General features: G+C 41.1%; 19 protein-coding genes. 6 read left to right on the plus strand and 13 right to left on the minus strand.

Going from position 1 to position 13948, the window contains the following annotated elements:
* The first annotated feature begins 7 nt into the window (after positions 1 to 7).
* The gene (pepF, locus tag F9B91_RS03010; protein WP_150922473.1) at positions 8 to 1804 is read left to right on the plus strand and encodes an oligoendopeptidase F; all 1797 of its coding nucleotides are present in this window, start codon (positions 8 to 10) and stop codon (positions 1802 to 1804) included.
* A gap of 169 nt (positions 1805 to 1973) precedes the next feature.
* Here pepF and F9B91_RS03015 read toward each other — a convergent pair whose 3' ends face one another.
* Entirely contained in the window at positions 1974 to 2363 is a 390-nt protein-coding gene (locus F9B91_RS03015) for a nuclear transport factor 2 family protein (protein ID WP_150922474.1), read from the minus strand.
* Positions 2364 to 2512: 149 nt separating this feature from the next.
* On the opposite strand from F9B91_RS03015, the gene F9B91_RS03020 reads away from it, so the two are divergent.
* A complete protein-coding gene (locus F9B91_RS03020; RefSeq protein ID WP_000182730.1) occupies positions 2513 to 2845 on the plus strand; it encodes a winged helix-turn-helix transcriptional regulator in 333 nt (110 codons plus the stop codon).
* An 11-nt stretch (positions 2846 to 2856) separates the two neighbouring features.
* Positions 2857 to 3648: a DUF2785 domain-containing protein gene (locus F9B91_RS03025; RefSeq protein ID WP_150922651.1), complete on the plus strand. Its 792-nt coding sequence runs from the start codon at positions 2857 to 2859 to the stop codon at positions 3646 to 3648.
* Between the two features lie 107 nt (positions 3649 to 3755).
* Here F9B91_RS03025 and F9B91_RS03030 read toward each other — a convergent pair whose 3' ends face one another.
* On the minus strand, positions 3756 to 4520 hold the full coding sequence (locus tag F9B91_RS03030) for a (S)-acetoin forming diacetyl reductase (protein WP_000048147.1): 765 nt from the start codon (positions 4518 to 4520) through the stop codon (positions 3756 to 3758).
* A gap of 254 nt (positions 4521 to 4774) precedes the next feature.
* Between F9B91_RS03030 and F9B91_RS03035 the strand changes: the two genes are divergently transcribed.
* Positions 4775 to 5443: an MIP/aquaporin family protein gene (locus F9B91_RS03035; RefSeq protein ID WP_150922475.1), complete on the plus strand. Its 669-nt coding sequence runs from the start codon at positions 4775 to 4777 to the stop codon at positions 5441 to 5443.
* Positions 5444 to 5500: 57 nt separating this feature from the next.
* Here the strand turns inward: F9B91_RS03035 and queF are convergent, their stop codons facing one another.
* The 7 genes from queF to F9B91_RS03065 all read right to left on the minus strand — a co-directional run bounded on the left by queF (position 5501) and on the right by F9B91_RS03065 (position 8951).
* A complete protein-coding gene (gene queF / locus F9B91_RS11270) occupies positions 5501 to 5992 on the minus strand; it encodes a preQ(1) synthase (protein ID WP_000082575.1) in 492 nt (163 codons plus the stop codon).
* An 18-nt stretch (positions 5993 to 6010) separates the two neighbouring features.
* Positions 6011 to 6727 (minus strand): 7-carboxy-7-deazaguanine synthase QueE, encoded by a 717-nt coding sequence (gene queE, locus F9B91_RS11275; RefSeq protein WP_000196472.1) that lies wholly within the window; start codon positions 6725 to 6727, stop codon positions 6011 to 6013.
* Positions 6720 to 7163: a 6-carboxytetrahydropterin synthase QueD gene (queD, locus tag F9B91_RS03045; RefSeq protein ID WP_000464576.1), complete on the minus strand. Its 444-nt coding sequence runs from the start codon at positions 7161 to 7163 to the stop codon at positions 6720 to 6722. Before queD ends, queE begins: the two co-directional genes overlap by 8 nt.
* On the minus strand, positions 7163 to 7816 hold the full coding sequence (gene queC / locus F9B91_RS03050; RefSeq protein WP_033684847.1) for a 7-cyano-7-deazaguanine synthase QueC: 654 nt from the start codon (positions 7814 to 7816) through the stop codon (positions 7163 to 7165). The genes queD and queC overlap by 1 nt, the downstream gene beginning before the upstream one ends.
* Positions 7817 to 8017: 201 nt before the next feature.
* On the minus strand, positions 8018 to 8332 hold the full coding sequence (gene trxA, locus F9B91_RS03055) for a thioredoxin (RefSeq protein WP_001029581.1): 315 nt from the start codon (positions 8330 to 8332) through the stop codon (positions 8018 to 8020).
* Positions 8333 to 8347: 15 nt separating this feature from the next.
* Positions 8348 to 8569, minus strand: coding sequence for a DUF4649 family protein (locus F9B91_RS03060; RefSeq protein ID WP_000570256.1), 222 nt, complete (start codon positions 8567 to 8569; stop codon positions 8348 to 8350).
* Position 8570: 1 nt separating this feature from the next.
* Entirely contained in the window at positions 8571 to 8951 is a 381-nt protein-coding gene (locus F9B91_RS03065; protein WP_191962400.1) for a MarR family winged helix-turn-helix transcriptional regulator, read from the minus strand.
* A gap of 283 nt (positions 8952 to 9234) precedes the next feature.
* On the opposite strand from F9B91_RS03065, the gene F9B91_RS03070 reads away from it, so the two are divergent.
* Both F9B91_RS03070 and F9B91_RS03075 read left to right on the plus strand, forming a co-directional pair.
* Positions 9235 to 9609, plus strand: coding sequence for a CidA/LrgA family protein (locus F9B91_RS03070; RefSeq protein ID WP_000781325.1), 375 nt, complete (start codon positions 9235 to 9237; stop codon positions 9607 to 9609).
* Positions 9606 to 10301: an LrgB family protein gene (locus F9B91_RS03075; protein WP_001288952.1), complete on the plus strand. Its 696-nt coding sequence runs from the start codon at positions 9606 to 9608 to the stop codon at positions 10299 to 10301. The genes F9B91_RS03070 and F9B91_RS03075 overlap by 4 nt, the downstream gene beginning before the upstream one ends.
* 51 nt (positions 10302 to 10352) lie before the next feature.
* Here F9B91_RS03075 and F9B91_RS03080 read toward each other — a convergent pair whose 3' ends face one another.
* The 4 genes from F9B91_RS03080 to F9B91_RS03095 form a co-directional block, all read right to left on the minus strand.
* Positions 10353 to 11900, minus strand: a complete 1548-nt coding sequence (locus F9B91_RS03080) for an ATP-binding cassette domain-containing protein (protein WP_150922477.1) — start codon at positions 11898 to 11900, stop codon at positions 10353 to 10355.
* Between the two features lie 138 nt (positions 11901 to 12038).
* Complete coding sequence (locus tag F9B91_RS03085) at positions 12039 to 12806, minus strand: hypothetical protein (RefSeq protein WP_000498767.1); 768 nt, start codon at positions 12804 to 12806, stop codon at positions 12039 to 12041.
* A gap of 15 nt (positions 12807 to 12821) precedes the next feature.
* Positions 12822 to 13517, minus strand: coding sequence for an ABC transporter ATP-binding protein (locus F9B91_RS03090; protein ID WP_000054197.1), 696 nt, complete (start codon positions 13515 to 13517; stop codon positions 12822 to 12824).
* A gap of 4 nt (positions 13518 to 13521) precedes the next feature.
* A complete protein-coding gene (locus tag F9B91_RS03095; RefSeq protein WP_000119149.1) occupies positions 13522 to 13887 on the minus strand; it encodes a GntR family transcriptional regulator in 366 nt (121 codons plus the stop codon).
* Between the last annotated feature and the right edge of the window lie 61 nt (positions 13888 to 13948).

Consider the following 13948-nt stretch of genomic DNA (forward strand, 5'->3'; position numbering starts at 1 on the left):
GAAGAAGATGGAACAAAAACACCGTTCAGAATTTCCAGAGAAGGAACTTTGGGATTTAACAGCCCTATACCAAGATCGTGAAGATTTCTTGCATGCAATCGAGAAGGCTCGAGAAGACATTAACCAATTTAGCCGTGATTACAAGGATAATCTTCATACTTTTGAGGATTTTGAAAAGGCCTTTGCGGAATTGGAACAAATCTACATTCAGATGAGCCATATTGGTAACTATGGTTTTATGCCTCAGACGACAGATTATAGCAATGACGAATTTGCTAACATTGCCCAAGCTGGGATGGAATTCGAAACAGATGCCAGTGTAGCCTTGACCTTCTTTGACGATGCCTTGGTGGAAGCTGATGAGGAAGTCTTAGACCGTTTGGGGGAATTGCCTCACTTGACGGCAGCTATTCGTCAGGCAAAAATCAAAAAAGCCCATTATCTAGGGGCTGATGTGGAAAAAGCCTTGACCAATCTCGGTGAAGTTTTCTACAGTCCGCAGGATATTTACACTAAGATGCGAGCTGGGGATTTTGAAATGGCTGACTTTGAAGCTCATGGCAAGACCTACAAAAACAGCTTTGTTACTTATGAGAATTTCTACCAAAATCATGAGGACGCTGAGGTTCGTGAGAAATCCTTCCGTTCCTTCTCAGAGGGACTTCGTAAGCACCAAAATACGGCTGCTGCAGCCTATCTAGCTCAGGTTAAGTCTGAAAAACTATTGGCAGATATGAAGGGCTACGAATCAGTTTTTGACTATCTTCTAGCTGAACAAGAAGTGGACCGTGCCATGTTTGACCGCCAGATTGACCTCATCATGAAGGATTTTGCACCCGTTGCTCAGAGATACCTCAAGCATGTTGCCAAGGTAAATGGTCTTGAAAAGATGACTTTTGCAGACTGGAAATTGGATTTGGATAGTGCCCTCAATCCTGAAGTGACCATTGACGACGCCTATGATTTGGTCATGAAGTCGGTAGAACCTTTGGGACAAGAATATTGTCAGGAAGTTGCTCGCTATCAAGAAGAGCGCTGGGTGGACTTTGCTGCCAACAGTGGCAAGGATTCTGGTGGTTATGCGGCGGATCCATATCGCGTTCATCCATATGTCCTCATGAGCTGGACAGGCCGTTTGAGCGATGTCTATACCTTGATTCATGAAATCGGGCATTCTGGTCAATTCATCTTTTCAGATAATCATCAGAGTTACTTCAATGCTCACATGTCGACCTACTATGTCGAAGCGCCGTCAACTTTCAATGAATTGCTTCTCAGTGATTACTTGGAGCACCAATCTGACGACCCTCGTCAAAAACGCTTCGCTCTTGCTCACCGCTTGACAGACACCTACTTCCATAACTTTATTACCCACCTCTTGGAAGCAGCCTTCCAGCGTAAGGTGTATACATTGATTGAAGAAGGGGAGACCTTTGGAGCAAGCAAGCTCAACAGCATTATGAGGGAAGTTTTGACGGATTTCTGGGGAGATGCCATTGAAATCGATGATGATGCAGCTTTGACTTGGATGCGCCAAGCTCACTATTACATGGGCTTATATAGTTACACCTACTCGGCAGGACTAGTCATCTCGACAGCTGGTTACCTCCATCTTAAAAACTCTGAGAATGGAGCTGAAGACTGGCTTAATCTCCTCAAATCAGGTGGAAGCAAGACACCGCTTGAGTCAGCTATGATTATCGGAGCTGATATTTCAACAGATAAACCACTCCGTGATACCATTCAATTTTTGTCAGACACGGTTGACCAGATTATCGCCTACAGTGCCCAGTTGGGAGAGTAAATTAAAAGAGTCTGGGACAAAAGTCTAACCTTAAATAAAAAAAGCGAACAAAACGAGTTATCTGAAACTCAGAATTCTGTTTTGTTTGCTTTTTTATCTAATCTATCGATTTTAAAAATTTATAATAAAGAATTCCTAAAATCAAAATTTTTTGTCCTGGCCTCTTAAATTATCCCCAAAAGCTATCTTCTTCAGCTTGATCTGAAGAGAAGAGCCAAACTTCTTTGATTTTTCCGTCTTCAATGCGGAAGAGGTCAATCCCGTTCATATTGAGTTCAGTACCATCAGCACGTGTTCCAAGAAAAGTAACATTGGCTGCGATTAAATCCTTATTGTCAGAAACCCAATTTGTTATCACCTTAAAGGTTCCATTAGTTTTCTCAGCAAATGTAGCCAGGTGAGTTCCTAGCTTGTCCTTACCAACAACTGTACCAGATATACTATGAGTACCAGGTTGATGCCAGATAATATCGTCTGCCATCGTTTCAAAGACACCAGGAAAGTCACCAGCAATTAAAGCTTGGTTATAAGCATTGAAAATTTCTAAGTTTGCTGACATATCTATTCTCCATTTCTTTTTTATGATATAATTGTAACAGTTACAAACAAAAAAACAAGTAGACACTTTTTCGATAGCTAGTATCAAAAGTAGTACTATTATTGATACTAAAAGATAAATTTTTTTAAAAAATAGAAAGAAGATATTTTATGACAAATAAAGTGAGTGAGTATGGTATTTGTCCATTTGCGACAACGCAGAGGGTTTTAACGGGGAAATGGGCACTGGTAATCATTTATCAGTTGAGTACGGGTACCAAACGATTTAAAGAATTGCAGAGATTATTGCCTGGGATTACTCAAACTATTTTGACCCGTCATCTCCGTCAATTAGAAAAGGATAAGATTGTTCAACGAAAGGTCTATGCCGAAGTTCCACCACGAGTTGAGTACAGCTTAACTGAAATGGGGCAGGAATTCAGAGTTGTTTTAGATGCTGTCGAGAAATGGGGTCTAGATTATATCAAGTTGCTAGAAATGTAGAGGTATTGCCCATGTATCAAGAGTTACTTAGAAAAATAGCAGAAGAAAAACCCAGTTATCATGAGGAAGAAATCCAGTGGTTGCTTGATCATTTGGGAGATCCTTCTCCAGAAATTCGCGATGACCTTGTTTTTACAAGCTTTGCTAGAGGGATTCAGGAAGAGCTATTTACACAGGAACAATTTCATTTCATTGCTGAGGTTGTCTTAGCTGATGGAGGACTAGATAAAGAAATTGATAAGGTAGGTCTGCCAACACTTGAACGTTCTTTTAGGGCGCTTATTTATGCAAATCTCTTGTCTGCGGATACCAACCAGCAATCGATTTTTTATCAGGGATTAAAAGCAGAAATTCGTAATGTCCTTTTAAATCAAGGCTTGCACTATCTTTCAAAAGAAAAGGATACAAGGGGTTTTTCAAGTCAGTACGGTTGGGTTCATGCTTTTGCACATGGAGCCGATTTACTGACAGAGGTGGTTTGTCATCCAGACTTTCCTAAAACCAGAGTTCATGAAGTATTTGAGATACTTGGCCAACTATTTAAAAGAATTTCGATTCGCTTTACAGATGATGAGGATTGGCGTTTAGCAAGAGTGATCTATGAACCTATTTTACAAGGGAAGTTGGAGCAAGAGAAAGTAGCTTCTTGGATAAAAACTGTTGACTTTCCGATAGAAGAAAGGGAAGATTTTTATAAATTTTCCAACTTCAGATCCTGTATGTTGGAAGTCTATGTCCAACTTGACCAGAGAAATAGTTTACAAGATGAGTTGAAAGAAGCTATCCAGTCTTTTCAATACTAGGGATAAGCTAATATTACTTATTGAAAGAGTTTCTATTGTATCCTCCTAACTAATAATGAAAACTAATAAAAGAGGTTGAATCATTTTCCAACCTCTTTTCCTGTATCTTAATGGAATTGCATACCACCATCAACGATAATGGTTTGTCCTGTAATGTAGTTTGAATCTGGTCCTGCAAGGAAGCTGACGGCAGCAGCCACATCTTCTGGTTCAGATAGACGTTTTAGGGTAATATCTTTTGCAAATGTCTGCATACCCCACTCGTCATCTTTTCCTGCATTTTTACCAACTTCATGAGCGATGTCGTACATCATTGGTGTTTTCACAATACCTGGTGCGTAGGCGTTAACAGTGATGCCTGAGTCTGCTAGATCACGTGCTAATGTTTGCGTAATTCCTCGAACAGCAAATTTTGTTCCACCATAAACAGTCAAGTTTGGATTTCCAACAACACCTGCTTGAGAGGTTGCGTTGATAATTTTACCTCCGTGGCCAAGTGCTTTAAATTGCGCTTGTGCAGCTTGTGAACCCCAAATGACACCACCAACGTTGATACCGAAAGTGCGTGTAAATTGTTCCTCAGTAATTGTATCAAGAGGAGTAGTTGGAGCAACACCAGCGTTATTTACAACAACATTCAAATCACCAAAATGGTCAACAACCTTTTGAAATGCCTGCGCAACTTCGGCTTGTTTCGAAACATCGGCCACGACAGCGAAGGCATTCTCAGCTGATAATTCGGCAACAGCCTTTTCAGCTGTTTCGGGATTGTAGTCTAAGACTCCTACCTTAAAGCCATCTTGAACCAATCGTTTTGCGATTGCAAAACCGATTCCTTGACCTGCACCTGTGACAATAGCAACTTTAGACATATGATTCCTCCTTGGTATCCACGATACCATTCAAACGTTCATAAAAGAACAGTAAAGTTGTAAAATTAGTTCAAAATAGGGACTGAACAACATATCTGAACTATGTTGATATTATATACCTTTAGAAAAAATGTTTCAAATAAACACTACCGTTTTTATAGAATTTCATCCTGAAAATTTCCAAACAATTTTCTTGAAACCCTTTCCCTCTTTTGATAGACTAGTATCTAGTTTTTGAAAAAAGGAGAAAGAAAATGAAAAAATTTGTTGCTGAGTTAATCGGTACGTTCATGCTTGTGTTCGTCGGAACAGGAGCTGTTGTTTTTGGAAATGGTCTTGATGGCCTAGGTCACCTTGGAATCGCCTTTGCCTTTGGTTTAGCCATCGTGGTTGCAGCCTACTCAATCGGAACTATTTCAGGTGCTCACTTGAATCCAGCTGTTTCGATTGCTATGTTTGTAAACAAACGTTTGTCATCAAAAGAACTTGTCAACTACATCCTTGGACAAGTAGTTGGAGCTTTCCTTGCGTCAGCTGCGGTATTCTTCCTCTTGTCTAACTCAGGCATGTCAACTGCTAGTCTTGGTGAAAATGCCTTGGCAAACGGTGTCACTGTCTTTGGTGGTTTCTTGTTTGAAGTCATCGCAACTTTCTTGTTTGTTTTGGTTATCATGACTGTTACTTCAGAAAGTAAAGGAAATGGCGCGATTGCTGGTTTGGTAATCGGTTTGTCATTGATGGCTATGATTCTTGTTGGATTGAACATTACTGGACTTTCAGTAAACCCAGCTCGTAGCTTGGCACCAGCTGTCTTGGTAGGTGGCTCAGCCCTTCAACAAGTATGGATTTTCATCCTTGCTCCAATCGTTGGTGGGATTCTTGCAGCCCTTGTTGCTAAAAACTTCCTTGGAACAGAAGAATAATTGAAACTCAAAAAGCCTTGCTCCTCGATTTGAGGAACAGGGCTTTTTCTTATCTGTTTAGCGGTTGTCAATTTTCTCTGGATAGAGGTCGTGTTGGAAGAGGCGTTGTTCTGCCAATCCTTCATACTTAGTTCCAGGCTTACCGTAGTTGTAGTAGGGATCAATTGAGATGCCACCGCGCGGAGTGAATTTTCCCCAGACTTCTAAATAGCGAGGGTCTAGCAAGTTGACCAAGTCTTTCCCGATGGTGTTGATACAGTTTTCGTGGAAATCTCCGTGGTTTCGGTAGCTAAAGAGGTAGAGTTTGAGGGATTTTGACTCAACACAGAGCTTGTCAGGAATGTAGGAAATATAAATGGTCGCAAAGTCTGGTTGAGCAGTGATTGGACACAGTGAGGTAAATTCAGGACAGTTAAATTTGATGAAATAGTCATTTTCCACATGACGATTGTCAAAAGATTCGAGGACATCTGGTTGATAGTCAAAGATGTAGTTGGTTTCTTTGTTGCCCAGTAGGCTGAGGTTTTTCATTTCTTCTTGTTGTGACATGATTTTTTCTTTCTAATCTTAAACACCACGTTGATTATCGTAGAGGAGGGTATGCAGTTGAGGAAGGACGCGGACATTGCCCCAGCTATCGTCGGCAGCGACGCGTTCCCAGAGTTCTTTGAGACGGTCCAGTTGATCTTGGATAATATTTCCTGTAGCCTTGGGTTCAGGATTTCCAGCAGATAAGAAAAGGACATCTGGTTGGTAGCGTTCTTGTATTCCTTTAGCAAAGGCTAAATCTGCATCATCAAAGACAGGGATTTTAAAGGTGACCTTGTCTGGATCCAGTTGGGAAACGATAAAGTCCAGGGTCTCAAAGTTGACTTCCATCTTGGATGAAGGAGGTTTGGGACTCAGAGTAACCTGGTCGATATCTTTTAACCAATTTTGCCAGCGAGAGCCTTGGGTCTCAACAGCAAGGGTGACACCACGTTCCTTGAGCTTGGTGACCAGTTCAGCCATGTTGGCTGCTAGGATAGCGGGATTTCCGCCAGACAGGGTTACATAGTCGTAGTTCCCTAGTTTATCCAACTCAGCAATGACTTCGTCAGCTGTCATGCGAGTTGGTTTTTCAGAACCATCCCAAGTAAAGGCAGAATCGCACCAGTCGCAGTGGTAGTCGCAACCGGCAGTGCGGACAAACATGGTTTTCTGCCCAATAGCACGACCTTCACCTTGAAAGGTAGGGCCAAAAATTTCCAGAACTGGTAGTTTGAGGACACGTTCCCTAGTCATCTAACCACTCCCGTCTAAACTCTGCAAAGGAAGTCGGAGTTTCATAGAGGCGAACGTATTCCAAACGAAGACCACGCTCATCAGGTAACTCTTGACTCATGGTTTGGAAAATCCAGTAAACCATATTTTCAGCAGTCGTGTTCATATAGGGAAGAGTTTCATTGAGATAGCGATGATCCAAGTGGGGTTCTAAGTAGTTCTTGTAGATTGCTTTGATGTCTCCGAAATCGTAGGTCATGCCACGTTCATCTAAAAATCCACTGACAGCAATCTGCAGATGATAGGTGTGGCCATGAAGGGATTTGCATTTCCCCTCATAGTGAAAGAGGTGGTGGGCAGCATCGAAAGTGAACTCTTTTGATACCAAGGTTCTGTGAGGATTGTAGACAAGAGACTCCCCAGTTTCTTGTTTGATTTCTTTGGGTGCAAAAAACATTAGACCTCTCCTTTCTGTGAGAGATAGACATCTAAACCATGCTGACGTAGGTGGCAGGCTGGGCAATCCCCACAGCCGCTTCCGATAATTCCATTGTAGCAGGTTAAGGTCTTTTCACGAACGTAGTCAAAGGTACCGAGTTGATCGGCTAACTCCCAAGTTTCAGCCTTGTCCAGCCACATGAGAGGCGTTTGGATAACAAAGTCGTAATCCATGGCAAGGTTGAGGGTGACATTGAGGGATTTGACAAAGACATCTCGACAATCAGGGTAGCCTGAGAAGTCTGTCTCGCAAACACCTGTCACGATGTCTTTAATGCCACGTTGTTTGGCAAGAACTGCCGCAAAGGATAGAAAGAGGTGGTTGCGACCATCAACGAAGGTATTGGGAACCTCTCCCTCTTTTTGCTTAATCTCCATATCAGAAGTCAGGGCATTTTCAGTGATTTGTCCCAGCAGAGACATATCTAGGATGTGATGACGAATGCCTTGTTCCTTAGCGATTTCTTGGGCAACTTGAATTTCGAGATGATGACGTTGACCGTAGGCAAAGGTGACAGCTTCGACTGTTTCATAGTGTTCTTTGGCCCAGAAGAGGCAGGTTGTGGAATCTTGACCGCCACTAAAGACGACCAAGGCTGATTGACGTTTCATAGTACTCCTTCCAAAATGGGAAATGTTCAGAGCACGCAAAAAGCTCCCATGAGGGAGCTAAAAAATACCAAGTAGAGGTTTTTTTTAGCGATGGCATGTCCCAAACATCGTAATATTCTACCTACAGTCTAGCATATTTTTTGAAAAATGGCAAAGGGCAAGAAAAAAGAGACCAAAGAAAGTACTTGGTCTCTAATGTGATTAGCTCAATTCCGCAACGATGGCCTTGATTTGTTCTGCTGTGTGAACACCAGCAACTTGTTTCACCACTTGGCCGTCTTTTTTGAAGAGAAGAGTTGGGATAGACATGATTCCAAAAGCACGAGCTGTGTTTGGATTCTCATCAACGTCCATTTTAACGATTTTCAAGACATCTTCTGAAAGTTCTTCAGACAATTTATCCAAGATTGGACCTTGCATACGACATGGACCACACCAAGTTGCCCAGAAGTCTACCAAGACCAAACCGTCTTTTGTTTCTTGTTCGAATGTTGCATCTGTAATTGCTTTTGCCATTGTATTTCTCCTTTTTTAGTTATATTGGCTTAAATCTTGTTTCATGAGATAGAAGAAGACATCTCCATAAGTCCCATGGTAGTCCAAATCATGACCGTTGTAAGTTAATTTTTGGACTGGGTAGTAGTCTGCGACGCCGATAAGGCAAGCTTGTTGTGAACGATCAAAATCTTCATAAGACTCGAAAGTCACAGTTCTTTCGTTCTTGCTGGCATCTAGATAGGTAATTTCAATCATCTTAAATCAAGAAATCCAAACCAGTTTCCAAGCTTTCTTCGACAGCCTTCTGTAGAGAAGCCAGTGTCTTTTGCCCATCACCTGTCAGGCAGATAAAACTAGAGCGTCGATCTTGATCACAACACCTGCGACTAAGTAGACCGCAATTTTTGGCTTCCAAGCGAGCCACCATCCGAGAAACAGCGCTTGGGCTCAGATGAAGTTTATCTGGCAGGTCAATCTGACGTAGAGATTTTTCTTGAGCCAAGTCCAGATAGTAGAGCAGGTAGAACTCTTTCAAGGTCAGACTTTGCTCGCTCTGCTGGGCAATGGTCTCTTCCAAGAGGTTTTCAATTTCTTTCTGACGCCGATTGAAGTCAAACCATTTTTCCAAATAGGTCATAGTATCTCCTTTCTTTTTAGAGTTATAAGATAGAAGAATGTCCATTAACGGACAGTCTCTGCATCACAAGATGATTGCGCATGCAATAATTATACTACTTTTCAAGAATGCTGACAAGAAGGACGCTGGAATATTTTATCCTAAATCATGCCTGTTTTCACAAGTCAAGAATTGTTTGTATCCCCTTTCCTTTCTAATTTTCATTATCCCTTGTGCATTTCCTTGAAATTTTCTGAAAAAAGAGTAAACTGGTATGCAAGAAGTCTATTTCGTGGAGTTTAGGATGAAATTATATGTTCAATTAATGATTCTCTTTGTGATTTCTCTAATCGGAGAGGGAATTTCCAGTTTCTTTCATTTGCCCATCCCAGGCAGTATTATCGGTTTAATTATTTTGTTTTTAGCCTTACAGTTCAAGTGGCTGAGAACCAGACATGTCAACATGGTGGGAAATTTCTTGCTGGCCAATATGACCATTCTCTTTTTGCCGCCAGCAGTGGGAATCATGGAAAAGTTTGATGTGATTGCTCCCTATCTCTTGCCCATTGTTTTGATTGTCTTTTTTGCGGCTGTTATCAACATTATCCTCATTGCCTTGGTTGTTCAGTTTATCAAACGACGGTTTGAGGGAGATTATGAGAAAGGAGATGCCAAATGAGTGAATTTGTTTCCAATCCCCTGTTTGGGCTTGCCCTGTCTATCTTAGCTTATCTAGTGGGAATGCTGATTTATAGACGTTTTCCCCATCCATTGACAACTCCTCTGCTTTTGTCAGCTGTTTTCATTATCATCTTTCTAAAGGTGACGGGGATTTCTTACCAAGATTACTATCAAGGTGGAGTTTATCTGAATAACTTGATTGTCCCATCGACAGTGGCTCTAGGGATTCCGCTTTATAAGAGTTTTCACTTGATGAAGCATCATGCTCGGAGTATTCTCTTTGGTAGTTTGTTAGCGGTAGTGGTCAATACCTCTTTCACAGCTCTTGTGGCTAAAATCTTTGGCATGGACTTTTTCCTAGCCATTTCTCTCTTTCCTAAGTCAGTGACAACCGCTATGGCAGTGGGAATTACAGAAAAATTGCAAGGCTTGACCACCGTGACCTTGGTTGTCGTAGTGGCAACTGGAATTTTGACTAGTGTTATCGGCCCAACCCTTTTGAAGTGGTTGAAAATTGACGACCCAGTAGCTGTTGGTCTTTCTCTTGGAGGAACAGGCCACGCAGTTGGAACGGGCACAGCCTTCCGATACGGCTCTGTAGCAGGAGCCATGGGTGGCTTGGCTATCGGTGTCACCGGTATTCTCTATGTCTTTGTCAGCCCCATTGTAGCCAGTTTGATATTGAGTTAAAAAGCAAGGAATTTGAGTTCCTTGCTTTTTAAAATCGTATGTTATAGACTATTACTTTTCTCTGCTTAAGTGAATGACTTGGTCATAGTGTTTTAAGTCTTCTTCCGTGTAGTGGTGAATGACTTCAATGACTGTTTGGGGTAGGGAGAAGAGCAAGTCGCTAATTTTTCTGCTATTTTCCGAGTCAAGATTGGCCTTAATCTCATCTGCTAAGATGAGTTGGTTATCATGGTAGAGGGCGCGAGCGATTTCTAGGCGTTGTTTCTCGCCACCAGACAGACTATCATTGCTGAGCGTTCGATTTTTCAAATGTTCTAATCCTGTTTTTTTGAGGATATGATTTAAAGTCTCTTTATTTTTATCCAGTCCCAGAAGGATATTGTCTTTCAGAGATAGCGTGTCAAAGTAATGGCTATCTTGGAGGATATAGGAACTAATACTTGTGATTTCTTGACGTGACAGGTTCTGACCAGCAAAGCTAATCTGTCCACTTGTCGGTGTCTCTTCTCCATGAATGATATTGAGTAGGGTTGTTTTACCAGAGCCACTTTCCCCGATAATGGCGATTTTTTCTCCTTGCTTGATGTGTATGGAAATCGGAGATAAGAGAATATTCCCATCTTTTTCTAAGGAGATGCTGTTAAGCTGGATAGGGAAAATGTTTTCTATGATTCTAGTCGAGATGAAGTCAGACTGGCCCAAAAGTTTTTGGTATTTGTTGAGAAGAGTTCGATTCGCTTTTCGGGTGTTGTTAAAGTATGCCAACTCTTGGAATTGATAGCCGATATTATGGGAAACTAGATAGATGGCCACAAAACTCGCTGCATCTAAATAATTATAGTAGGTCATAAAGCCACCGATGACGATTGGTGTGACAGAACAAAAGGCATCGATGCTATTGATCAAGAGACTGTTTAAAGTTCGTTGCTTTTCATAGTTAATTTCGGTATCTAGACTGGTTTGTAATTGCTTTTGGTAGCGAGTAAAAAAGAAATCTTGCCCCTGATAATGGCGAATTTGTTGGCTACCGCCAATAAAATTTGTCAAGCTTGTTAAGTAGCTTTGGTTAACAGTTGACCGCTTTTCAGAAAGTGAGTCCAAACGCTTTGATCCGATAGCACTGCAGAGTACAGGAAAGGAGTAGAAGAGGATGAAAATCAAGCCCAGGTAAAAATTGGTCCAAAGGGCATAGAGAATGGATACAGTGGTGAAACCAAGAGAAGAAATAATGATAACCGTTGGCTCAATATAGCTTTCTTCTAGTTGCTTGACGTCGTTTTCTAGGTCGGACAAAATATCCTTTTCATCGATCTCATAACTGTTTAAAAATCGCTTGAAAATAGCACTCTTGATTCCATATTTGAAATCAGTAATCAAACGGGCATAGTAATAGCGTTTCCCAGCCAAACCCAGTAAGAGGATGAGATTACCAAGGATTCCTAAAATCAAAACTTTCCAAAGAAGGCCTAGTTCTTGATTGGTAAAACTGGCAACAATATTCTGAACAAGGGCTGGTGTGATAATTGCTTCCAGCCAAGTAATGGCAATAGAAAAGAAGTAAAGTATGAGGTGTTTCTTGATAACAAATCTTTTCAGCATAAAGAGTTGACCTCCTTATCGATATACATGTAATTAGTTTTAAAGTCATTATACTCCTTTTTATTAAATACTTCATATAAAAATGTAAATCCTGAAGTCGAAAAAAGCCTAGCGAGTTATTGCCGCTAGACTTTAAAACTATTGCAAATTAACCTTGTTTCTCAAGATGTAGTAGGTTCCGAGGTAAAATATAGCTATGAATATGAGTTCTTCAATAATACTCGTACTTGCTCCCATATAGAAATTATCATTAAATCCTGCAAGTGAATTGACATAGAAGTTCGTACTGGTATTGAAGAAGACTTCTACAAATCCAATGACGATTTGGATACCGATATAAGCTACAATGGCTAGTGCGGTACGGTATTCATTGAACAGTTGTCCGATGGAAATAGCCAAGTAGATGCAGAGGATTCCTGAGATGGTATTTAGTAGGAAGGATACCCCCATAAGAGAGAGTTGAGGAAGGAATGTTCCTACAAGTGGAATCAACTCAGAATTTGATATCCATTCTGGAACCGTTATGGTAACAATAATAAAAGCGCTTAGAGCTAGTACAGTGGAGCTAAGGATAGACCAAATGAAGGCTCCAACTAATTTGGCTGTGATGATATGGTGTTCAGAAACTGGCAAGGTCAAAGTCAGATAGCCTTGTCGGTCATAGACACTACCTTTGAATCGTTTAATAATCAAGAAAATGGTTGAAATCCCAAGTGTAATCATCAATCCACCAAAGACGAGAGCCAGAAAGAAAAGTAAGACAGGTTGGCTATCTTTGAAAGATACATAATTATAATAGTGTCCTTGCATTCCTATGGGAACGGAAAGAACTAGCACGGCAGCGTAAAGGGCTAAATACCACTTGTTAACATTTTTAAATTCGTAGCGAACTAAATTCCAAAACATAATAATCTCCTTTGCTTAGGCCTTAAATTCCTGACGGAAGAGTTGGTCAATGGATTCACCAGACTCATAGCGAATATCATCTACATTTCCTTGACGGACGACTTTTCCATCTTTGAGGAAGACAATTTCATCTAAGATTGGCTCGATATCAGAAATTAAGTGGGTAGAAATCAAAACGGTAGAAGTTGGGGAGTAGTTGTTGATAATGGTATTGAGGATATACTCACGGGCTGCTGGATCCACCCCACCAATGGGTTCATCCAAAACATAGAGACGAGCATCACGGCTCATAACCAAAATCAGTTGGACCTTTTCCTTGTTTCCTTTTGATAGTTTCTTGAGACGACTATTTTCATCAATACCGAGGTCAGCAAGAAGATGATGGGCACGTTCAAGATTGAAATCTTTATAGAAGGTCTTGAAGTAGGTTAGGGCTTCTTTGACCTTCATTTGCTCATTGAGATAGGTCGTATCTGGCAAATAAGCTACGATAGCCTTGGTTGCTGGGCTTGGGTCCATATCGTTGATAAGGACACGTCCTTGATCTGGTTGTAAGAGGCCATTGATGAGTTTAATCAAGGTTGTTTTTCCTGAGCCGTTTGGGCCGAGGAGACCGACAATTTTTCCAGCTGGGATGTCAAGAGAAACATTTTCAAGGGCTGGGGTTGCTCCATAAGATTTGGATACATTTTCAAATGCTAGTAATGACATAGGCTTAAACTCCTTTAATATAATCGCCGACTACGCCTGGTAGTTCTTCTTTTTCATAGCCAAAATGGGTCATGGAGGAAACGAAGTGTTCCAATTCTTCTTCCGATAATTGTTTGCGCGATTGGGCGATTAGCTCCTTATCCTCAGTCACAAATCGTCCAGTTGTTCGCTTACTGTAGACAAATCCTTCTCGTTCAAGGTCTGATAAGGCTCTTTGGATGGTGTTTGGATTGACACCAGCCTCGCTAGCCAGCTCTCGCACGGTTGGAAGTTGTTGATTGGGTTCCAGTGTATGGGAAACAATCTGAAGCTTGATTTTCTCCATAATCTGTAAATAGATGGGTTTTTTGTTGTCAAATGTCCAGGACATCTTGGTCTCCTTTCTTTTATCCTTTTGTCTTAATTAAATAATACAACGAAACAAAAAACTT

Origin of the sequence: Streptococcus mitis, from assembly GCF_008763935.1 — a bacterium.
In the GTDB taxonomy this organism is placed as follows: Bacteria; Bacillota; Bacilli; order Lactobacillales; family Streptococcaceae; genus Streptococcus; species Streptococcus mitis_DB.